The organism is Rhizobium esperanzae, assembly GCF_014197615.1.
Lineage (GTDB): Bacteria > Pseudomonadota > Alphaproteobacteria > Rhizobiales > Rhizobiaceae > Rhizobium > Rhizobium esperanzae_A.
The window spans coordinates 13721-35025 of record NZ_JACIFY010000027.1 but is presented as its reverse complement, the minus strand read 5'-3'; the positions used below and the strand labels follow the sequence as shown (position 1 = coordinate 35025).

Here is a 21305-nt window from a genome sequence, read left to right as displayed (position 1 = left end):
ATTCCACACATATGTCGTGCGCGAGTAGGGGACGGAGGATCTCATCATGACCGACAACACGATGCATCTCGCGACCGAGACGACGGCCAAGAAGAAGATGAACCTGGTGCAGCTCACCTTCATCGTCGCCGTCAACATGATGGGCTCGGGCATCATCATGCTGCCCGCCAACATGGCGCAGGTCGGGGCGATCTCGCTGCTTTCCTGGCTCGTCACCGCTGTCGGCTCGATGGCGATCGCCTATGGTTTTGCCCAGGCCGGGCTGTTCAACCAGCGCCCCGGCGGCATGTCGGCCTATGCCGAGGACGCCTATGGGAAGGACGGCTATTTCATGGTGTTCTTCCTGTATTTCCTGTCGCTTGCGATCGGCAATGTCGCCATCGGCATTTCGGCTGTCGGTTACCTCGCCGGGTTTTTCCCGGTGCTGACCTCGACGCCTGTTATGACCTGCGTGGCCCTGATCATTCTTCTCTGGCTGACGACGGCCGCCAATTTCGGCGGTCCGCGCATCACCGGGCGCATCGGCTCGGTCACGGTATGGGGCGTTATCCTGCCGGTCGGGCTGCTGTCGATCATCGGATGGCTCTGGTTCAGTTCCAGCACCTTTGCCGCCGCCTGGAACCCGCAGGGACTGTCGCTCGGGCAGGGGATGGGATCGAGTATTTCCCTGACGCTCTGGGCCTTCCTCGGCATGGAGTCGGCGGCGCAGAATTCGGATGCCGTCGAGAACCCGAAACGGGATGTGCCGCTCGCCTGCATGTTCGGCACTCTCGGGGCCGCCGTCATCTACATCCTGTCGACGACGGTCATTCAAGGCATCGTGCCGAATGCCGAGCTCGCCGCATCGACGGGTCCGTTCGCGCTCGCCTATGCCAAGATGTTCAACCCGACGATCGGTTCGATCATCATGGCCCTTGCCGTGCTGGCCTGCCTGGGTTCGCTGCTCGGATGGCAGTTCACCATCGCGCAAACCGCGCGCACGGCGGCGGAAGAGCGGATGTTCCCCACCGTGTTTTCACGGGTGAACGAGATGGGGGCGCCGGTCCAAGGCATGGTCATCCTCGGCGTCGTGCAGACGGGCCTGGCGTTGATGACGATATCGCCGACCCTCAGCGAACAGTTTTCCGCTCTCGTCAACCTCGCTGTCGTCACCAACGTGCTGCCATACATCATCGCGCTGTCTTCGCTCTTCGTCATCATGAAGGCGGCGCGCGTGCCGCAGGCGAAATACCGGCTCAACGCCGTCATTGCCCTCGTCGGCATGCTCTACAGCGTGTTCGCCATCTACGCCTCCGGCAAGGACGCCGTGCTTGGCGGCATGCTGGTCACGGGTCTCGGTTTCATCATTTACGGCCTGATCGCACCGCGCTTTACCAACGGCGCGAACCGCGTGCCGGCAGAATAGTGCAGGGGAGGAAGAACCATGCCAATCAGCAAAGGGCGGTGGACAGCGATTGCCGCCTCCATCTTCATCGGTGCGCTGGCGACAGCCGCCTTTACCCCGGCTGCCGCGCAGACGCTGGACCGTATCCGCGGCAGCAGTTCGCTGAAGCTCGGTTACGATCCGGATGCAAGGCCGTTTTCGTTCAAGTCGGACCAGGGTGCGCCCGACGGCTATGCGGTGGCGCTTTGCAACAAGATCGCCGACGGCGTGCGGGCGGAACTGAAACTCTCGCAGTTGAACATAGAATGGGTACCTCTCGGCAACGATGCCCGGCCGCGAGCCATCCAGGACGGTGTGGTGGATCTCGTCTGTGCGGCCGAGCCGGTAACGATCAGCCGCAGGCAGGAGGTTTCGTTCTCGCTGCCGATCTTTCCGAGCGGTACCGGCGCGCTGCTGAGGGCAAGTGCGCCGCTGGCCTTGCGCGAAGTCCTGGAATATGGGCAGCCGTCGAGCCGGCCGATCTGGCGCGGCTCTCCGGCGCGCACGATCCTTGAGCACAAGACCTTTTCGGCGATTGCCGGAACCGCCAGTGAACGGTGGCTCTCCGACAGGATCGAGACCTTTCAGCTGGCTGCAACGACAGTCGCGGTCAACAACTATCAGCAGGGCATCGACCGCGTTCGCGACGGAAGCTCGGCGGTGCTGTTCGGCGACATGTCGCTGCTGATGGACGCTGCTGCACGCAGCGATGATTCCGGCAACCTCATTGTTCTGAAGCGCCATTTTACCTTCCAGCCCCTGGCGTTCGAGATGGCCCGGGGTGACGAGGACTTCAGGCTCAGCGTCGATCGCGCGCTGAGCCTGGCTTATGCCGCCCCGGAATTCCGAGCATTCTTCACGACCTGGTTTGGTCCGCCGGACGAACCGATCGAGACTTTTTTCCGCCAGACCGCCTTGCCGGAATAATAAGAGGCGCAAGGCTGCCAAACGACAAGCGTCGTCATCGAGCACCGGTGAAGTCAAACGGCGTGTTCACGGGAGGGCGCGATGGGCTCGCAGGGCGGGCAAGGTGACGATCCGACAGCGGACCCCGTAAGGGTCCGCGATCAGCTTGATCGCATCCTATCGAGTGTGGAATTCCAGGCTCCGGACCGCAGCCGACGGTTTCTGGCATATATTGTCGCCGAAACCCTGGCAGGACGGGAGACGAACCTGAAAGCCTACGCAATTGCCCAGGCGGTCTTCGGCCGGGATGCGTCCTTCGATGCGCAAAACGACCCGGTCGTTCGCATCGAAGCGGGGCGTATCCGCCGGGCTCTGGAGCGCTACTATCTGGTGGTTGGACGAGACGATCCGATCCAGATCACCATTCCCAAGGGCCGATACGTACCGAGCTTTATCGTAAGGCAGCCGATCTCACCAGAAAGCCGTTCCGAGCCAAAGGGCAATCGTCGGCACACGGCGCCAGCGGCCCAACAGAAGCCGTCATCCTATCGGGACCTCCTCCTGCCGATCGGCGTGCCGCTTGTCCTTGGTCTTGTGGCGATCCTCTCTCTGATCCGGCCGCTCGAAGGACTTTTCGGCTCCTCCACCCCCTCGGTCGCCTCGCTCTCGTCCAAGGGAGATGAATTGAGGGCTGAGATCCTCGTCGAGCCTCTGGTCGGCACAGGTCGCCAGAATGGCGATGCGGAGATCGCCAAAGGGCTGACGGACGAAGTGATCGCGCAGCTGACGAAGATCAACTCCATCGTCGTCAAAGCGGCCGGTCCGCAAACGCAGATCGTTGCGTCAAACCAACGGCAGCTTTCCCTGCAGGGAAGCTTGGGAACGGAAGGCTCCAGGCTGCATGTCCAAATCCGGCTGGTCGATCGCGCCGACGGCACGGTAACCTGGACGGGCGCTTATGACAGAACCTTCGAGGGCCGGAGTATTCTCGACGTCCAGGAAGAAATCGCCCGGCAGATCGCCGACGCGATATCCAGCCGGCAATGACGTCAACCTCCATCGCGAGAGCTTACGTGATGCTACAGGCACTTGCAGCCTGACGGTGCTAGTCTTTGACTGGGGCATTTGTTCAGGGCGTCCCTGGCCGGATGCGCTACGGGCGAGGTGGTTCATGCAAAACGACATCACCGTACACATCGTCGATGATGAAGAAGAGGTTCGAAAGTCTCTGACTTTCCTGCTCGTCTGCGCCGGCTTTGCTGTACGCGCACATGCGTCTGCGAGTGCGTTTCTGGATCAGCCTCTTTCGGAAGGAAAATGTTGCCTGCTGACGGAACTCCCGATGCAAGGGGTTGACGGTGTCGAACTGCTGGAATGTCTGAAGGCGCGCCACAACGGCATACCGGCGATCATCATCAGCGGGAAAGGGGATATTGCCCTGGCGGTTCAGGCGATGAAGGCGGGCGCCGTCGACTTCATCGAAAAGCCTTTCAAGGAAGACGTCCTTATCGCCGCGATCAAGGAAGCGACGGCGCATTCCGATATATCGGAGGAACAGCGTGACGATGTCGTGCTGGCGCGTATTCACCAATTGACCCAGCGCGAGCAGCAGGTGCTGACCGGGATCGTGGACGGGCTTCAAAACAAGCAGATCGCTTTTGAACTCGGCATCAGCGCACGCACCGTCGAAGTGCATCGTGCAAATGTCATGGCAAAGATGAAGGCCCGCAATCTCCCTCAGTTGATGAAAATGGTGATCCCGCTCAGGCCTTCGGGCAACAGCTGGCTGCGATCCGCCAGTTGAAATCAAGGCGCTGCCTTGGGCATGCCGCCGGCGCAATGCCGCGCAGTTTACGCGAATGTTTCAACTTTTGACTGGGATCAATGCGCGAACGCAGACCTTTCCGTATGCTTGTCCAAAGGACAATCCAAGGGGCCAAAGAGACGGGGGATTGCCATGCGTAATCTTGAGCAGAGAGACGCCATCGCGCCATCACGCATCTCCGCGATAACAAGGGCCGCAGTGACCGAGGTTCGGCAAGCGCCGTTGCTGGTGCTGATCGTCTTCGTTCCGCTCGTCATTGTGCTCGAGCAGACATCTCCGCAAGCGCATACGCTGCTTTTTGCCATGTCGGTCTGTGCGATCGTGCCCCTGGCAATGCTTTTAAGCCGCGCAACCGAGGCGGTCTCCGCGCGGACGGGAGATGCGGTCGGGGGCCTGCTCAATGCCACTCTCGGAAATCTGACCGAACTGGTGATCTCGCTGGCTGCCTTGCAGGCCGGCCAGTATCTGCTGGTCAAGGCATCACTTGCCGGCGCCATCGTCACCAACACCCTGTTCCTGCTGGGGGGTGCATTTCTGTTCGGAGGACTGAAGCATCATGTGCAGGAATTCAATAGGGTCAATGCGCGCTTCCAGGCCTGCCTGCTGTTCCTGGCGACCGTCGCTATCATGGTGCCGTCGATCATCAGCGATGTGGATCAAACATCCGTCGTTTCACAGAAACTGAGCCTGGGCCTGGCCGTGCTGCTCATCGCCGTCTATGCGATGGGCATGCTGTTTTCCCTGAAAACACACCGCGAATTGTTTGCAAGCGCGAGCGACGCCGAGGAGGGTCACAGCTCATGGCCGCTCACTGTCAGCGTCGTCATTCTTGTCGTCGTTACGCTTTTCGTCGCGCTGGTCAGTGAAATCTTCGTCGGCTCGGTTCAGGCAGCGGCCGACCGCCTCGGCATGACGCCCGCTTTCGTCGGCTTCATTGTCGTTGCGCTGGTCGGCGGCGCGGCGGAAATGACAACCGCGTTTTCGGCGGCGCGCGCCAACCGTCTCGATCTCAGTGTCGGCATCGCATTGGGCAGCGCCGCACAGATCGCGCTCTTCGTCGCGCCGATCCTGGTGATCGTCAGCTATTTCCTCGGTCCCCAACCGATGTCCCTGCAATTCTGGCCTGGCGCGGTCGCCATGATGCTGATCGCCACCATGGCGGCGACCTTCCTGTCCAACGGCGGTCGCGGTGTCTGGTATATGGGCGTCATGGCGTTGGCCGTCTACGCGATTTTCGGGCTCACGCTGTTTCTTTTGCCGCCTGCCGTGCCGTCCTGACGGTTTATTCTTTACGTGCCGGAACGGAAGTACAGGCGCTGAATAATTGCCATCATCAGCGCGGTCGCCCAGCCGAAGATGATCCAGCCATTGACCGCTTCGAAAGGGGCTACCTGGCGCCATTCCTTTGCCAGGACAATATCGCCATAACCCACTGTGGTGAAAGTAACGGTCGAAAAATATATGGCGTCCTCGAAGCTCGGCAAAGCGTCGATCAGCGCGTAAAATAGCGCCCAAAGGCAGACATCGATCATGATCGGAATCATGAGATAGATGATCCATATCACGGTGATCGTAGTCGGCCGTTTCGATAAAAATTCGGGACGGGTCTCTTCCAGGCGCCGAAAGACCTTGAGACCGGCGGACATGAACGCCGCTTGAATGGCAACGGTGGCCGCGATGAGGCTGCTGCCGAATACGAAGTGAAACAACGCTGATATTCCTCCGCACCATAAGCCAAGCCAGCAGGACGTAGGTTACCGTAAAATACGGTACCCTCCGAAAAGGAATCCCAGCTTCGCCAAGCGGTCCTCGGCTATTGTGTGAGCGGCTGGGGCTTCAGGTTGTCGTCAAGCTGGTCGGCGGTTGCGCTTGGTCGCTTGTTGCGGTTCAACGGCTGCTCGACGATGATTGCCGGCGCGGCGACGGCGGAGGCCGCAACAGTGCCAATCGTCGACACCGTGCCTCCGACGACGGCTGTAATCCCTTGGCCGAGGGTCACTTTTGAATCCGTCAGCGGCTGCCCGGTCATAAGCCGCTGGCCGATCAATTGCACGATCTCCGGGCTCTCGGCGAACTTGCCGTGGTTGAGGCCATCCTTCGCCTTGACCTTTGTCAGATCGATCGCGGTGATGCCCGCTTTCTCCAGCTTTGAACGATAGGGTTCCTGGGTCGGGTCGATCGCTCCGAGGCGGGAGACACGCCCGCTGATGAACTGCGAGACGGCCAGTGCCTTGTCGTCCTGGGACATGAAGATCGTGAATTTCGGCCGTGGCGCACCCAGTTCGACATATTGTTTGGCGAAGACATCGATGTCGATATCAGGCGAGGCGAGGATGACATTGTGAATTTTCGCGTTCACGCGGCCGTCGCGGATTCCCATCTGACGCAGGGATTCCATGGCCAGCCACGTTCCCATCGAGTGGGCGAGGATGGTTATGTCCTTGACGTTCGGGTCGTCCGCCAATGTGCGCAAGGCCTGCTCCAAAGCGGTGCGTGAATAATTCGTGCTTTCCTTGTCGTACTGGTAGGCGACGACCTCGGCTCGCGACGGCCAGGTGAACAGCACCGGCGTTGCCTGCATGCCGCTATCATGGACGATTTGCGCCAGGCGGAAGACCGAATCTTCGTAGGTGTTGTTGAAACCATGAATGAAGACCAGCGCGTGGCCGCCTTGCGGATGCTGCCTGAACCAGGCCCGGCCTTCGGCGATTGTCGAGACTTGCTGCACCCGGGTGACTGCGAAGTCCGTTGCCGGATTGGGCGGCAGGCGCTCGGGCCACTGAACCGTTCCCGACTTGCGATTGGTCGGTATCGAGATGGACACCTCGGTCAAATGCGGCTTGGCGCTTCGCTCACCGTTAAAAAGCGTCGCCGGATCGCCGGAGGGTTGGCGGGTCGTGGCGACCAGCATGTCGACCTTTGCGGTAGACGGTGTTGACGCTGTGGCTGCGAGTGGCGTCATGACACCGGTCTGGTGGCCACAGCCCGTCATCAGGAGCAGAGCCAGCAAGAGGATGAGCCTGCTCATGCAATAAACTCCTGAAGGAAATATCTCGAGTAATTTCACGCGGGCCGATACCCCGTTTCCAACCTGCATCGTGACGTGAGAAGTCTCGCGACCGCCGACGCCGGCGCTAAGCTAGCATCTGCAAACTCCGAAGGCCTGTAACATCGCGTAGCATCTATGCCTTCGCCCGGCAGTCCCGCCGGATCGGAATGCGGCCGGCCGGCCGGCATCGATCACCGTATGACAGCCATTTTTCCGAGGCACGTTCCACCCACCGTCAATTTATGACCCATCGGAAAATGCATCGGCATGGAACGATCTGCGGCGGATACCATTACGTATCCGATGTATCCTGAAACGGCATAGGGTGAGGACGGTATGCATTCCATCCGCATCAAAGAGCGGGGGCGGAAAAAACTTATGCTCAAGCTACCAGCTTTGCGCGACCAGTTGCGGCTCCTTTCCAACGATACAATCAATGAGCTGTTCGAGTCCTATGAGCTCGCCACCAGCGCGCTCGATCGCTTCAGTTCCAACCTGGAGACTAACAGCAAATTGATTGCGGAATATAGACAGCTCTGCAGCGACATCGAAGCTGAAGTGGAAGGTCTCTGCGCATAGCCCCAATGGCAAGCTCTGTGACGACGCCGCGACCATCCGCAAAAGGCCCCTCTGCGGGGCTTTTTGCGTTTCTGGGCGACAGGAAATCATGTTCTTGCGAGTTGCAACCGACCTTCGCGCGATGACGAGATAGTTGCTAAAGGGATAATATTCTAATATATGTAGATCAGGCGCGTTTTATATTTTCATGGCAGCAAGCAACGTCCGTCCAATCGGCGGCGCCTATTATCCTATTCAGAACGCATTTCGATTTCATGAAGTAGATCAGCGATTTATAGGGGGGAATCATGCGAAAATGGCTATCTTCTCTGCCGGCCTCTCCGGATCGGAGGCGTCGTCTTCTATCGGTCATCTCCGGCTTGTCTGCGTTCTGCGCACTGGTGTTCCTTACCGGGACTGCGTCGGCGCAAGCGCCGACCGAAGAGCAGCGCGATGCCATCAAGGCAGAGTGCCGCTCCGATTTCATCGCGAAATGCTCCGGGGTGACACCGGGCGGTATCGAGGCGCTCACCTGTCTGCAGCAGCACAGCGCGACGCTTTCGGCGGGCTGCCGGAAAGCGGTTTCGGCGGTGAACGTCAAACCCAAATCGACATCCGCGGAGCCAACGCCGGCTGCGCCGGCCAATACGGCGGCGACCACGCCGGCGCCTGCGACAGCCACACCAGCGCCAGCGACCGGCACGCCGGCGCATCAACCGACGCAGGCGCAGCGCGATGCGGTCAAATCGGCCTGCCAGCGCGATTTCATGGCGCAATGTTCCGGTGTCACGCCGGGAGGTGCGGCGGCGCTCAGCTGTCTGCAGCAGCATAGTGCCGCTCTCTCGGCGCCATGTCAGCAAGCGGTTGCGGCATTAGGGGGATCGGCGGCGCCGACGACCGGCAATGCGGCTGCCACCGGCGCGATTACGCCGCCTCCGGCGATGATGCCGTCCTTCTCTCCACGCGAGGAAGTGATGATCCTGCGGGAAACCTGCGGAGCGGACTTCCGGGCCTTATGCCGCATGGTGCCTTTAGGGGGAGGCCGGGGCATTGCCTGCCTGCGCGACAATCTGCAACGCGTGTCACCGGCCTGCCATCGCGTGTTGACCTCGGGATTGTAGCGCCCGTTCGAAACCTGCTCTCAGAAAGAGGTCGTCGCGCATCAGCCAGAATTCGGTGCGCGATCCCGCAAAGGCCGGCAAATGGCCGTCGCCCGCATGCATGCACTGCATCTCTCACATGTCATATCCGGCTGCGGCGGGTCCGGCAGCCGCCGTCTGCAATTCGATGAAATCAATGACGACACCAACGAAAGGCATTGCCATGTCATCGACTTTCTCTTTCCCGCGATTGAAGCGGATTCTCCTCTATGCTTCGCTGGCCGTCGGGGTCGCGCTGCCGACCAGCGCATGGGCGGATGATGCGAAAGCCCTTCTAAAAACGATGTCCGATTTTCTGGCGGCACAGAAGACGATATCCTTCACCTACCAATCGTCGCTTGAAGCGGTGACGCCTGCCTTCGAGAAACTCCAGTTCGTGAGCTCGGGGACGGCCAACCTGACGCGTCCCGACAAATTGCGCGTGACGAGAACCGGCGGCTTTGCCGATCTCGACGTGAGTTTCGACGGTTCGTCGCTGACGGTGCATGGCAAGAATCTCGACGCCTATGCCAAGATCGACGGGAAGGGTTCGCTCGACGATCTGATCGACAGGCTGATGACCGCCGGCGTCGAGGCTCCCGGCGCCGATCTGATGTCCTCCAACGTCTACGATACGCTGATGTCCGATGTGGTCGAGGCCAAACACATTTCCAGTGCTTTCGTGGATGGCGTCGAATGCGAATATCTGGCCTTCCGCACGCCCGAGATCGACTGGCAGATCTGGATACAGACCGGCGCGCAACCCATACCCCGCCGTTACGTCATCACCAGCAAACATGTCGTCCAGGCGCCGCAGTACACGCTTGAGATCAACGATTTCAAGAGTGGAGCAGATGTCGCGGCCGTTTCCTACAACATCGAGATTCCCGGCAGTGCCAAGACGGTCGATCTCAGCGAGCTGCAATCGCTCGATGAGCTTCCGGCGGCTGCCGATGCGGGAGAAACGAAATGACCTATAACAAGCTGCTGTTCATTCTCGGCTTGGCCAGTGTCCTGACATTCACCGACCTTCGCGTCGAGGGCCAAGGTTCCATGCCGCTGTCGATCGGGTTTGCCACGCCGGCGGAGGCTGTCATCGGCAGGCCGTTGACGCCGCTCTCTTATGCGGGCGTTGCCCGCAGAACGACGCGGCGCGTCGTCACGCGGACGGCGACGACCATCGCCGTGCTTCCGGCGGGCTGTCTCTACGGTGCCTATTATGGCGGCTATTATTATCGGTGCGGGTCGTCCTATTACGCCAAGAGCGGAAGCGTCTATGTGCAGGTGATCGTGCAATAACTGCCGCGATTGTTTTACCCGACGTTCGATATTTCCGTTTCCGTCACCCTCGCGGCCGTATTTACGGTGGCTCCGCGCCGCTTCCAATATTCCTCGAGGCGCTGCAGCAGCACGTAGAACGAGGGAACGAAGAGCACGGCGAGGCAGGTCGAGGCGATCATGCCGCTGAAGACCGAGATGCCGATCGATTTGCGGGCCGATGCGCCGGCGCCCGTCGCCAGCACAAGCGGCAGGACCCCGAGGATAAAGGCGAAGGACGTCATCAGGATCGGCCGGAAACGCAGCCGGGCGGCCTCGACGGCCGCGTCCAGGATTTCCATGCCTTCCGCCCGTTTTTCCCGCGCATATTCGACGATGAGGATGGCATTCTTGGCGGCCAGCGCAATCAGCAGGATCAGGCCGATCTGGGTATAGAGATTGTTGGCGACACCTGCTGCCGTCAGTGCCGCCACCGTGCCGAGCAGGGCGAGCGGCACGGCAAGGATGACCGCCAGCGGCAGGATCCAGCTTTCATATTGGCCGGCGAGCACGAAATAGACGAGCAGCATGGCGAGCGCGAAGATGAAGTAGATCTGCCCGCCCACGGCTTTTTCCTGATAGGAGAGCGCCGTCCATTCGAAGCCGGCTCCCGGCGGCAATGTATGGTCGGCGATCTGTTCCATGACCTCGAGCGACTGGCCGGAACTGAAGCCGGCGGCCGGTCCGCCGACGATGGTGGCGGTGGGATAGAGATTGTAGAGGCTGATCAGCGAGGGGCCTTCTGTCGTGGTGACATCGATCACCGTGCCGAGCGGCACCATCGTCCCGTCGCCGGCCTTGACCTTCAGATTGCGGATATCGTCAGGGCTGACACGGAAATCGGAAGCGGCTTGCGCATAGACCTGGAAGGTGCGGCCGAATTTGTTGAACTGGGTGACGTAGCTCGATCCGACATAGCCGGAGAGCGCGGAGAAAACCTGCCCCACGGTAATTCCCAGCGTCTCCGCCTTGATGCGATCGACGGAGACCGCAAGCTGCGGTACGTTCGAGCGAAACGGCGTACTCAGCCTCTGTAGCGATGATTGGGCGTTGCCGTTCTTGACGATCGTATCGGCAAGCGATTGCAGCAGCGGATAGTCGGAGACGCCGTTGCGGAGCTCGACCTGCATGGTAAAGCCGTTGGCATTGCCGATGCCCTGGATCGGAGGCGGTACGACCACCAGCGTTTTGGCGGTCAGTACATGCTGCAGTGCGTCGTTCAGATGCTGATAGATCGACAGCAGGTCCTGCCCCTTCTCCTTGCCGCGCTCGTCCCAATCCTTGAGAATGACATAGGCGACGCCGGCATTCTGCAGGCTGGCGCTGTTGTCGAGAACGGAAAGGCCGCTGATGGTCAGCACCTGATCGACGCCAGGGGCGGCCTCGGCGATCTTGCCGACCTCTTCCATGACGGCGTCGGTCCGCTCTTTCGAGGCGCCATCGGGCAATTGCGCGCTGATGAGCACATAGCCCTGGTCCTCGATCGGCAGGAATGCCGTCGGCAGGCGCGTGAGCCCCCAGACGGCGACGCCGATCAGCGCGAGTGCTGCGATCGCCATGACGCCGCTGTGGCGGGTCATCGCTCCGACCAATCCGGCATAATGGCGTTCGCCCCAGTCATAGCCCCGGTTGAAGCCGCGATAGAAGACGTTGCGTTTCTCGGGCGGCACCGGTGCTCGCAGCCAAAGAGCGCATTGCGTCGGTTTCAGCGTCACGGCATTGACGGCGCTGATCAGCGCGGTGGCGGCGATGACCAGCGCGAACTGCCGATAGAGCTGCCCGGTCAGGCCGGGCAGGAAGGCGGCCGGAATGAAAACGGCCATCAGCACCAGTGTGATGCCCATGACCGGGCCGAGCAGTTCCTCCATCGCTTTCTCTGCCGCCTTGCGGCCCGACATGCCGGCCTCGATATGCCGGGCGACGCCCTCGACGATGACGATGGCATCATCGACGACGATGCCGATCGCGAGAACGATGGCAAACAGCGTCGACAGATTGACCGTGAAGCCCAAGGCCGCCATGGCCGCGAAGGCGCCGATGATGGTGACGGGAACGGTGGTCGCCGGCACGAGCATTGCCCGCCAATCCTGCAGGAAAACCAGAATGACGATGAGAACGAGCACGCCCGCCTCGATCAGGGTGACGTAAACCTCGTCGATGGAGGCCTTGACGAATTTCGTCGTATCGAACGGCAGATGATATTCGAGGCCCGGCGGGAAATTCTTCGAGAGCTCCGCCATCTTCGCGTTCACCGCCTGCGCCACGGCAATGGCGTTGGCTTCCGGCAGCTGGAAAATACCGATGCCGGCTGCCGGCCGGCCGTTTTGCGTGAAGGACTGGCTGTAGGTCTGGGCGCCGAGTTCGACGCGGCCGATATCGCGGACGCGCGTGATGCGTCCGCCCTGTCCGCTTTCGACCTTGACGACGATGTTCTCGTAGTCGGCGGCGTCGTTCAGCCGGCCGTTGACATTCAGCGTGTATTGGAAGACCTGCCCTTTCGGCACCGGCGGAATGCCGATCTGCCCGGCGGTGACCTCCTGGCTCTGCTGCTGCACGACATTGACGACGTCCTGCGGCGTCAGGCCGCGTGCCTGCAGCAGGTTCGGATCCATCCAGATCCGCATGGCATATTGGCCGGCGCCGAAGACCGTCACATTGCCGACGCCAGGCAGGCGGGCGAGTTCGTTCTGCAGGTTGATGACGGCGTAGTTCGACAGGAACAGGCTGTCATAGCGGCTGTCGGGCGAGGTCAGGCTGACGAAACCGAGGATCGCCGTCGATTTCTTCTGCGTCGTCACGCCCTGAAGCTGCACCGCTTCGGGAAGCGACGACATTGCGATGGCGACGCGGTTCTGTACCAGAACCTGCGCCTGATCCGGATCCGTTCCGATGGCAAAGGTCACGATCAGCGAATAGGTGCCGTCGCTGGCGCTGGTCGACTGCATGTAGAGCATGTCCTGCACGCCGTTGACCTGCTGCTCGATCGGCAGTGCCACGGTGTCGACGAGGGTCTGGGCGCTGGCGCCGGGAAAGCGCGTCGTCACCTGCACAGTCGGCGGGACGACATTCGGATATTGCGCCACGGGCAGCTGGAACAGGGCGACCGCGCCGACGAGCACGAAGACCAATGCCAGGACGTTGGCGAGTACCGGTCGCTCGATGAAGAAACGCGAGATCATGCTGTTGTCCTCAGACGTTCAGAAGAAGCATGGCGGCGAATTCACTGCGTGGTGGTTTTGGCCTTGGCATCGCCGGCGGCATTGGCCGTCGGGTTCATGTCCATCTTCTCGGGCGCGACCTTGCTGCCGGGAATGGCCTGCTGAATCCCCTGGGTCACCACCCAGTCAGCCGGATCGAGGCCGGATTGGATGACCCGCAGCGGACCTTCACGCTGGCCCGTCTTGACCTGCTTCTGCTCGACGACGTCGTCCTTGCCGAGAACGAGCACGTAGCTGCCGAGCTGGTTCGTTCCGATCGTATCGTCGCGCACCAGCAGCGCCTTGTCGTTGTGGCCGACCGGCACTCGGACTCTGACGAAGAGGCCGGGCAGCATGGCATGATCCTTGTTGTCGAACAGAGCACGGACCTGCAGCGTGCCGGTGGACGCATCGAGCTGAGGTGATGCGTAGTCGAGATGCCCCTTGTGCGGATAACCTTCTTCCGTCTGCAGCCCGATCTCCGCCGGTATGCTCGGAAGGTCCGTCTGCCTGAAGGTATGTCCTTGCTTTGCCATGGTTTCCTTGATCATCAGCACCTGCGTTTCGCTGACGTTGAAATAGGCATAGAGCGGATCGGTCTGGACGATGCTGGCGAGTTTGGTGGGACCGGACACGCCGACCAGCGTGCCGATATCGACGAGGTGATCGGTGACGATGCCGTCGAAGGGGGCGAGCACCTCGGTATAGCCGAGATTGATCGTCGCGAGGTCGACATTGGCCTGGGCATTGAGAATGGCGGCGTTCGCCTCGTCGAGCGTCGCCTTGGCGCTGTCAACCGCGGTCTGGGTGGTGACCTGTTGCTTCGACAGATTGACCTGCCGGTCATATTCCTGCTTTGCGCCGACCTGCGAAGCCTGCTGCGAGGCAAGTGATGCCTTCGCCTGATCGAGCTGCGCCTGGTACGTGTCGCGCTCGATGCCGAAAAGCTTGGTGCCCTTCTTCACCATCATCCCGTCCTGGTAGTCGATGGACTGGATATAGCCCTGGACGCGTGCCTCGATATCGACAGCATTGAGCGGCGCCGTATTGCCGGTGAGTTCGAAATAGAGCGTCACCGGCTGCTGCACCGGCTGTGCGACCCGAACCGCAGGCGGCGGAGGGGGCACATAGGTGTTGCCGCTCTCCTCGCAGCCGGCAAACATTGCCATGCCGGCCAATGTCAAAAACAGTCGCAGACCCTGATGCAATCTCCCACGCATTGCCGCCGCCTCGACAGGTCAAGAGCCCACTGCACAGTTCCTTCAATCGGGATCGACTGAAGGAAATATGCAGGCAATTCAAAAAATGCGACAACGTCCCTTGCGCCTCTGAACGACGCGCGGCGCTGTCGTCTTCATGCGTGCCTCGACGGCGGCCCCCAATCGGCCTGCCGAAGTTCAAGTCGTGCGATATTATGTCGCGGCATTGCTCAAAATTGCAATAGCCCTTGGTGCACAATTGAACTGCCGAGGCCGGAAGAGCCGGAGCGGGCGTCGCGGTTAGGGTTTCCCGAGCCGTTTCAGGGCGGATTCCAAGGGGGCGTCCGACACGCGGACCAGTCCGACATACGGATTGGCCATATCCGAGACCAGGAACACCGCACCGGCGACGGAGAGCGCGCAGACGAAGAGAATTGACATCACCGTCGGGTTGGGCGGCGCCTGCAGCCCGAAGGTGGCAAAAAGCAGGGACAGCCAACAGACGAGAACGGCGAGGAACGCCCAGGGCAGGCCCTCGCTGCCGGATTCGACCAGCAGCCAGTGGGTCTCAGCCACCATGCCACTGACATCGAGCGCGCGCGTCTGGAGAAAGTGCTGGACGGCATCCTTCGGCGACAAGGATCGAAGGTCGCCCTGAACCGCCTCGATATCCTGATATTCTCCGAGCGCCTTGCCGGACGCCTCGTCGGTGGTTTCGGCAGTCCAGCCGCGGCTCAGCCGTCTTTCGATGAGCTGGCGCAGCAGCCGACGCGCGTCGCCGGTTTCCGGGCCGTATTGCGCCATGACGCGGTCCAGCAGCAGGACCCGCGCCGCCGCCGTCCTCATCTCCACCTCGGCATTGTCGTAGGTCGATTTGGCGGATGCGATCAGCAGGCCGAGCGCCAGGGCCGACAGCGTCCCCACCACCGCCGTCGCCAGCCTGATGACGTCCTTGGATTCCGAGCTGAGATGATGATCCGGCAAACGGCCGCGCACAACCATTCCCAGCGATGTCGCCGCCGACAGAAAAACAAATACAAGCCCGCCAAGCAACAGTGAGCTCAAGTCCGGTCTCCGTATCGTTACGTCAATCCAGCAAGCTGCGATGCTTGCAAGATCTAAAAAGATGCAGTCATCATAGCGGAAGAAAGACGGAGCGTGGAACTCTTTACTTTCCTATTCTCGCGCGGACATCATTGTTGGAAGATGAGCAGCACGTAAGCCAGGAAAAGCACCAGGTGGACGGCACCCTGCATCAGATGCGTGCGGCCGCTGGCAAAGGTGATGATGCTGACGGCGAGAGTGAGCAGGAGCATCACCAGATCGCCGTGCTCCAGGCCGAGGGTGACCGGGTGCCCGTAAAGACGGCTAACGACCAGCATCGCCGGCACCGTCAGCCCGATCGTCGATAGGACCGAACCCAAAAAGATATTGACGGAGCGCTGAAGATTATCGGCAACGGATGCGCGCACGGCGCTGATCGCCTCGGGCGTCGCGACAAGGATGGCCATGACAACGCCGCCGAAAGCGGTCGGCGCATGCAGGGTTTCGATAATGTAGTCGATCGGCCGTGCAAGCTGCTCGACCAGAAAGACGACCGGACCCATATAGGCGAAGAGCAGAACGGTATGGGGCCAGAGCTGCCCGCGAGTGGGAGCGTGTTCGCCGGGATGCTGATCGCGGTTGCGATCGGTGGTGAAATAATCGTGATGGCGGCCGGCCTGGAGAGACAGAAACGTCGCGTAAAGACCGACCGATATTACGCCCAATACCATTTGTCTCGCTGCCGATGGATGCTGTCCGTCCGGGCCTGCAAGAAATGTCGGCATGACCAGGCTCAAGGTCGCCAGCGGCACGATCACGCCGAGATAGGCGTTGGCGCCCTGCAGGTTGTGCTGCTGTTCCGGTCGCCGCCAGGCGCCGAGCAGCAAGGAGAGGCCGACCATGCCGTTCAGAATGATCATGACGACGGCAAACAGCGTGTCGCGGGCAAGCGTGGGGTTGTTTTCGCCGTGAAGCATGACGGCCGATATGGCCATGACCTCGATCGAGGTGATGGCAAGCGTCAGAATGAGCGTACCGTAAGGCTCCTTCAGCCGCTCCGCCAGGTGGTCTGCGTGCCGCACGACCGACAGGGCGGAGCCGAGCACCACGGCAAACAGCCAGCCGAAAACGACAGTGAACCAAAGCGGATCGGAAAGCTGCGCGAAGAGCTGCTCCTGGAAAGCAAGAAAGACCAGGCTCGTCGCGATGCTGACGCCCAGAAACCATTCCTCGCGCACCAGGCTGGTGGCGCTGACGGCGCGCAATGCGGGACCGTCCGTCATCGACCCCGCCCGTTCTCCGGCAAATGCCGTGCGATCATCAACCCCATCATGTCTGCCCGCTGCCTCCCGCCCGTCATCTGAGCCAAGCAGAGATGAGGCTGCCTCAAGGCGCACAGAAGCTCAAGTCAGATCGTATATCGCCGACCAAAACTTTGAGGTTTGCCGTTTCATCCTCGCGCGGTTCCGTGAACCTCGAGGCGGGCGGCTGCACGCCTTGCGGCCGCCGATCAGGCCACGCCTTGGGGTTATTCGCGGCCCGTCGCCGGGATCGCTGCACCGGTGACGACGGCTGCGGCCGGCGAAATCAGGAAGGCGATGAGGCGGGCGATCGATTGCGGCGATACCCAGCCGTCCGTCTTCGCGTTGGGCATGGCGGCACGATTTTCAGGCGTGTCGATCGTCCCGGGCAGAATGCAATTGGCGGTGATGCGGTCGTCGCGGCATTCGGCAGCAAGCGCTTCCGTCAGCCGGATGACGGCGGCTTTGGAGGCGGCGTAAGCGGCCTGGTTGGGGCCGGCCTTCAGGCCGGGTGCGGCGGCGACATGAACGATGCGGCCGTAGCCCGATGCCTTCATGGTTGGCAGTACCGCGGCGCTGATCGTCAGCGCAGTGCGGGCGTTGGCGGTCATCATCGTGTCCCATTGGGCGGGGGCATCCGGGCCGACCGGTCCCATCTGGAAGCCGCCGACGGTGTTGACCAATGCGCCGACGCCGCCGAAGCGCTTGACGGCCCGGGCGACGGCGGCGGCGCAGGAAGCATAATCGGTGAGATCCGTCCCCGCGATCGACAGAAATTCCGTGGAGCTGGGAAGATCGCCGGCCAAGGCTTCCAACTGCTCACTCGAACGGTTCATGCAGACGAGTTTGGCGCCGCCCGCAGCAAGCTCGCGGACGACGGCGCTGCCGAGATTGCCGCCGGCTCCCGTGACGATCACGGCTTTCTGCTCGTTCATCACAATCGATCTCCTGACGGTGCCGCAGTTGAGGGATGTCGCATATATGCTTTCGGTAGCGTACGCCCGCTGCCGAGACAAGGCGAGACATTTGCAAACTACGCGCGGGACGTCACATCAGGAACGGCGCAGGCCTCGCCGCCGTTAAAGAGGCGGGAGCGGGTGAGAAAGCGTTTCTCGCGGCCGTTATCGAGCGAAAACATGCCGCCGCGGCCGGGCACGACATCGATGATCAGCTGGGTATGTTTCCATGCCTCGAACTGGCTGGCGCTGATATAGACAGGCACACCGCCGATCTCGCCGAGTTTGACGTCGCTGTCGCCGACCATGAATTCATTAGCTGGATAACACATCGGCGAGGAGCCGTCGCAGCAGCCGCCGGACTGGTGGAAGAGGATATCGGGATGATCGCGCCTGATCTCCGCGATCAGGTCAAGGGCCGTGTCGGTTGCGAGAACACGCGGTTCGCCGTTGACGGTCGTTTCCATGGTTCTTCCTCCGAAAGTTCTGGAGAGCAATTCCCCTCCCCACAAGGGGGAGGGGCTCAAGATGCCGCCTCCGCTGTCTTCCGCTTCACCGTCTCATCCTCAGAAAGGTCGACGGTTTGCCACGATTGGTGCCACGCGTTAGCCCCTCCCCCTTGTGGGGAGGGGTTGGGGAAGGGTTTTGACCATCTCCCGCTGGATGGAAAGCATCTCAGAAGAAGCCGAGCGCCTTCGGGCTGTAGCTCACCAGCATGTTCTTGGTCTGCTGGTAGTGATCGAGCATCATCTTGTGGGTTTCGCGGCCGATGCCCGACTGTTTGTAGCCGCCGAAGGCGGCGTGGGCGGGATAGGCGTGGTAGCAGTTGGTCCAGACGCGGCCGGCCTGGATCTCGCGGCCGAAACGATAGCAGCGATTGGCGTCGCGGCTCCAGACGCCGGCGCCGAGGCCGTAGAGCGTGTCGTTGGCGATTTCGAGCGCTTCCTTCTCGTCCTTGAAGGTGGTGACCGAGACAACCGGCCCGAAAATCTCCTCCTGGAACACACGCATCTTGTTGTGGCCCTTGAAGATCGTCGGCTTGACGTAATAGCCGTTCGCCAGTTCGCCGCCGAGATCGTTGCGCGTGCCGCCGGCCAGGACCTCGGCGCCTTCCTGCTTGCCGATGTCGAGATAGGCGAGGATCTTTTCCAGTTGCTCCGTCGAGGCCTGGGCGCCGATCATCGTCGCGCTGTCGAGCGGGTTGCCTTGCTTGATCGCCTCGACGCGTTTGACCGCCTTTTCCATGAAGCGGTCGTAGATCGACTCCTGGACGAGGGCGCGGCTCGGGCATGTGCAGACTTCGCCCTGGTTCAAGGCAAACATCGCAAAGCCTTCGAGCGCCTTGTCGAGGAAATCGTCATCCTCGGCCATCACATCGGCGAAGAAGATGTTCGGCGATTTGCCGCCGAGTTCCAGCGTCACCGGAATGAGGTTCTGGCTGGCATATTGCATGATCAGCCGGCCGGTCGTCGTCTCGCCGGTAAAGGCGATCTTGGCGATGCGGGGGCTGGTTGCCAGCGGCTTGCCCGCCTCGATGCCGAAGCCGTTGACGATGTTGAGCACGCCGGGCGGCAGGAGATCGCCGACCAGTTCGGCCCAGAGCAGGATCGAGGCAGGGGTCTGCTCGGCCGGTTTCAGCACGACGCAGTTGCCGGCGGCAAGTGCCGGCGCCAGTTTCCAGGTGGCCATCAGGATCGGGAAGTTCCACGGAATGATCTGGCCGACGACGCCGAGCGGCTCGTGGAAATGATAGGCGATGGTGTCATGATCGATTTCGCCGATCGAACCTTCCTGGGCGCGGATGCAGGAAGCGAAGTAGCGGAAGTGGTCGATCGCCAGCGGAATGTCGGCCGCCATGGTTTCGCGGATCGGCTTGCCGTTGTCCCAGGTCTCGGCCTGGGCGAGCAATTCCAGCTTGTCTTCCATGCGCTGGGCGATCTTCATGAGGACATTGGAGCGCTCGGCAGCCGAGGTGCGGCCCCATTTGTCCTTGGCCGCATGGGCGGCGTCGAGCGCCAGATTGATGTCCTTTTCACTGGAGCGGGGAATGTCGCAGAGCTTGCCGCCGGTGACGGGTGTCAGGTTTTCGAAGTATTTGCCTTCGACCGGCTCGCGCCATTCTCCGCCGATATAGTTGCCGTATTTGAGCTTGAACGGCGACTCGACGACTTTCTGATGAAGCATGTCATCCTCCCTTGATGGTCCAGGTTCCAATCGAACCGGTGGGAGGAAAATGTGCGTGTTTTGCCGAAGGGAACAGGGGAGGTCCTCGATACCGCAGTGCACACTGTCGCAGAGATGCGACAGGGGCACATCTTGATTGCTGCATCCATGGAACTGCTGGAGCCTCGCCTAATGCAGGCCGAACTTTTTCATCTTGCGGTGAAGCGTGGCGCGGCTGATCCCAAGGGCGATGGCCGCTTGCGAAACGTTGCCGCTGGTGCGTGACAGCGCGCGCAGCAGCGCCGCTTTTTCCGCCTCCACCATTTCTTCCTGCTGCGAAATGCTTGCCTCATGCAGGGCATCGGCGGCCGGGATGCCGGCGGCAATACGCTTGTCGTCCAGTTGCAGCGCGATGCGGGCGGCGCGGGTGGCGCCAAGCACGAGGTCGTGCCTGTCGACGGCAAGCAGGGCGGCCGTGGAATTGGTGCTTGTGGGGACCATCAGAAAACGGGCGCCGGCAAAGGCCGAACGAAAAAGGTTGAGCTCGATGCGTATCGCTGCGTCGCGCACGGCCTGCGTGAGGATCGCAAGCGTCATCTCACGGACGTCTTCGCGGCACGTGGAGATGTCGAGGGCCGCGGTGAGTTCGCCGCGATGATCGCGGATCGGCGCCGTCGTGCAGCTCAGCCGGATATTCGAGCAGAAGAAATGCTGGTCCCGGAAGATGGCCACGGCGCGCTCGTCGGCAAGCGCCGTGCCAATGCCGTTGGTGCCGATGCTCGCTTCGGTCCATATCGACCCGGTCCAGAGGCCGAGAGCGTGGAAGTCCTTGTCGTCGCCGGCGGAGCCTCGGCGCTCCAAGGCAATGCCGTTCCTGTCCGTCAGAAGAATGCAGCAGCCGGCCCTGCCGACGGTGGTAAAGAGGCGGTCGAGTTCCTCGGTGGCGCCGGCGATCAGTTGATCAGACCGTTGGCGAGTGTGATGAAATTCCTGATCGGTGAGGCGCAGCGGCGCGCGCTCCTCCTCGGGTGCGAGACGATGCATGGTCATGCACCGCCGCCACGACGCGACGATCGGAGAACTCGCGGCGGCGGAATTCCGTTGCGCAGAGATGTAGACATGCTCCGCATGCGCTGACTGTTCGTGCATCTGCTCCTCCCACGGAACTTCAGCATAGTCTGATGGAAAAGAGGCCGGTTTGCAAATTGCCTGCCTCGGCCGCCATCCT

The 21305-nt window shown here is 61.3% G+C and carries 19 protein-coding genes; 9 read left to right on the top strand and 10 right to left on the bottom strand.

All coding sequences use genetic code 11. The features are described 5' to 3' along the window. Positions 1-46: 46 nt before the first annotated feature. The 5 genes from potE to cax all read left to right on the top strand — a co-directional run bounded on the left by potE (position 47) and on the right by cax (position 5432). Positions 47-1405, top strand: a complete 1359-nt coding sequence (potE, locus tag GGD57_RS27010; RefSeq protein ID WP_184473239.1) for a putrescine-ornithine antiporter — start codon at positions 47-49, stop codon at positions 1403-1405. Positions 1406-1423: 18 nt separating this feature from the next. Next, complete coding sequence (locus tag GGD57_RS27005) at positions 1424-2350, top strand: amino acid ABC transporter substrate-binding protein (protein WP_184473238.1); 927 nt, start codon at positions 1424-1426, stop codon at positions 2348-2350. A gap of 81 nt (positions 2351-2431) precedes the next feature. Next, a complete protein-coding gene (locus tag GGD57_RS27000; protein WP_184473237.1) occupies positions 2432-3376 on the top strand; it encodes a hypothetical protein in 945 nt (314 codons plus the stop codon). A 124-nt stretch (positions 3377-3500) separates the two neighbouring features. Continuing rightward, on the top strand, positions 3501-4133 hold the full coding sequence (locus GGD57_RS26995) for a response regulator transcription factor (protein WP_184473236.1): 633 nt from the start codon (positions 3501-3503) through the stop codon (positions 4131-4133). 153 nt (positions 4134-4286) lie between these two features. After that, positions 4287-5432: a calcium/proton exchanger gene (gene cax / locus GGD57_RS26990; protein WP_184473258.1), complete on the top strand. Its 1146-nt coding sequence runs from the start codon at positions 4287-4289 to the stop codon at positions 5430-5432. Between the two features lie 11 nt (positions 5433-5443). On the opposite strand, the gene GGD57_RS26985 is transcribed toward cax, so the two are convergent. Both GGD57_RS26985 and GGD57_RS26980 read right to left on the bottom strand, forming a co-directional pair. After that, entirely contained in the window at positions 5444-5863 is a 420-nt protein-coding gene (locus GGD57_RS26985) for a potassium channel family protein (RefSeq protein ID WP_184473235.1), read from the bottom strand. Positions 5864-5967: 104 nt separating this feature from the next. Beyond that, a complete protein-coding gene (locus GGD57_RS26980) occupies positions 5968-7182 on the bottom strand; it encodes an alpha/beta hydrolase (RefSeq protein WP_184473234.1) in 1215 nt (404 codons plus the stop codon). Between the two features lie 357 nt (positions 7183-7539). On the opposite strand from GGD57_RS26980, the gene GGD57_RS26975 reads away from it, so the two are divergent. The 4 genes from GGD57_RS26975 to GGD57_RS26960 all read left to right on the top strand — a co-directional run bounded on the left by GGD57_RS26975 (position 7540) and on the right by GGD57_RS26960 (position 10199). Next, positions 7540-7782, top strand: coding sequence for a hypothetical protein (locus GGD57_RS26975; protein WP_184473233.1), 243 nt, complete (start codon positions 7540-7542; stop codon positions 7780-7782). Positions 7783-8069: 287 nt separating this feature from the next. Beyond that, the gene (locus GGD57_RS26970; protein ID WP_184473232.1) at positions 8070-8882 is read left to right on the top strand and encodes a hypothetical protein; all 813 of its coding nucleotides are present in this window, start codon (positions 8070-8072) and stop codon (positions 8880-8882) included. A gap of 202 nt (positions 8883-9084) precedes the next feature. Next, complete coding sequence (locus GGD57_RS26965) at positions 9085-9873, top strand: DUF2092 domain-containing protein (protein ID WP_184473231.1); 789 nt, start codon at positions 9085-9087, stop codon at positions 9871-9873. Continuing rightward, positions 9870-10199, top strand: a complete 330-nt coding sequence (locus tag GGD57_RS26960; protein WP_184473230.1) for a hypothetical protein — start codon at positions 9870-9872, stop codon at positions 10197-10199. Before GGD57_RS26965 ends, GGD57_RS26960 begins: the two co-directional genes overlap by 4 nt. A gap of 14 nt (positions 10200-10213) precedes the next feature. Here GGD57_RS26960 and GGD57_RS26955 read toward each other — a convergent pair whose 3' ends face one another. From GGD57_RS26955 to GGD57_RS26920, 8 genes are all read right to left on the bottom strand, one after another. Next, positions 10214-13396 carry an efflux RND transporter permease subunit gene (locus tag GGD57_RS26955; protein WP_184473229.1) on the bottom strand — a complete coding sequence of 1061 codons (3183 nt, stop codon included), beginning with the start codon at positions 13394-13396 and terminating at the stop codon, positions 10214-10216. Positions 13397-13437: 41 nt separating this feature from the next. Further along, positions 13438-14634, bottom strand: coding sequence for an efflux RND transporter periplasmic adaptor subunit (locus GGD57_RS26950; protein WP_184473228.1), 1197 nt, complete (start codon positions 14632-14634; stop codon positions 13438-13440). A 279-nt stretch (positions 14635-14913) separates the two neighbouring features. Continuing rightward, positions 14914-15678: a DUF4239 domain-containing protein gene (locus tag GGD57_RS26945; protein WP_184473227.1), complete on the bottom strand. Its 765-nt coding sequence runs from the start codon at positions 15676-15678 to the stop codon at positions 14914-14916. A gap of 128 nt (positions 15679-15806) precedes the next feature. Beyond that, positions 15807-16940 (bottom strand): calcium:proton antiporter, encoded by a 1134-nt coding sequence (locus tag GGD57_RS26940; RefSeq protein WP_184473226.1) that lies wholly within the window; start codon positions 16938-16940, stop codon positions 15807-15809. A 245-nt stretch (positions 16941-17185) separates the two neighbouring features. After that, entirely contained in the window at positions 17186-17893 is a 708-nt protein-coding gene (locus tag GGD57_RS26935) for an SDR family NAD(P)-dependent oxidoreductase (protein WP_184473225.1), read from the bottom strand. A gap of 98 nt (positions 17894-17991) precedes the next feature. Then, positions 17992-18381 (bottom strand): DUF779 domain-containing protein, encoded by a 390-nt coding sequence (locus GGD57_RS26930; RefSeq protein WP_184473224.1) that lies wholly within the window; start codon positions 18379-18381, stop codon positions 17992-17994. Positions 18382-18589: 208 nt separating this feature from the next. Continuing rightward, positions 18590-20098, bottom strand: a complete 1509-nt coding sequence (adh, locus tag GGD57_RS26925; protein ID WP_184473223.1) for an aldehyde dehydrogenase — start codon at positions 20096-20098, stop codon at positions 18590-18592. A gap of 168 nt (positions 20099-20266) precedes the next feature. Then, a complete protein-coding gene (locus tag GGD57_RS26920; protein ID WP_184473222.1) occupies positions 20267-21226 on the bottom strand; it encodes a helix-turn-helix domain-containing protein in 960 nt (319 codons plus the stop codon). Positions 21227-21305 lie beyond the last annotated feature (79 nt).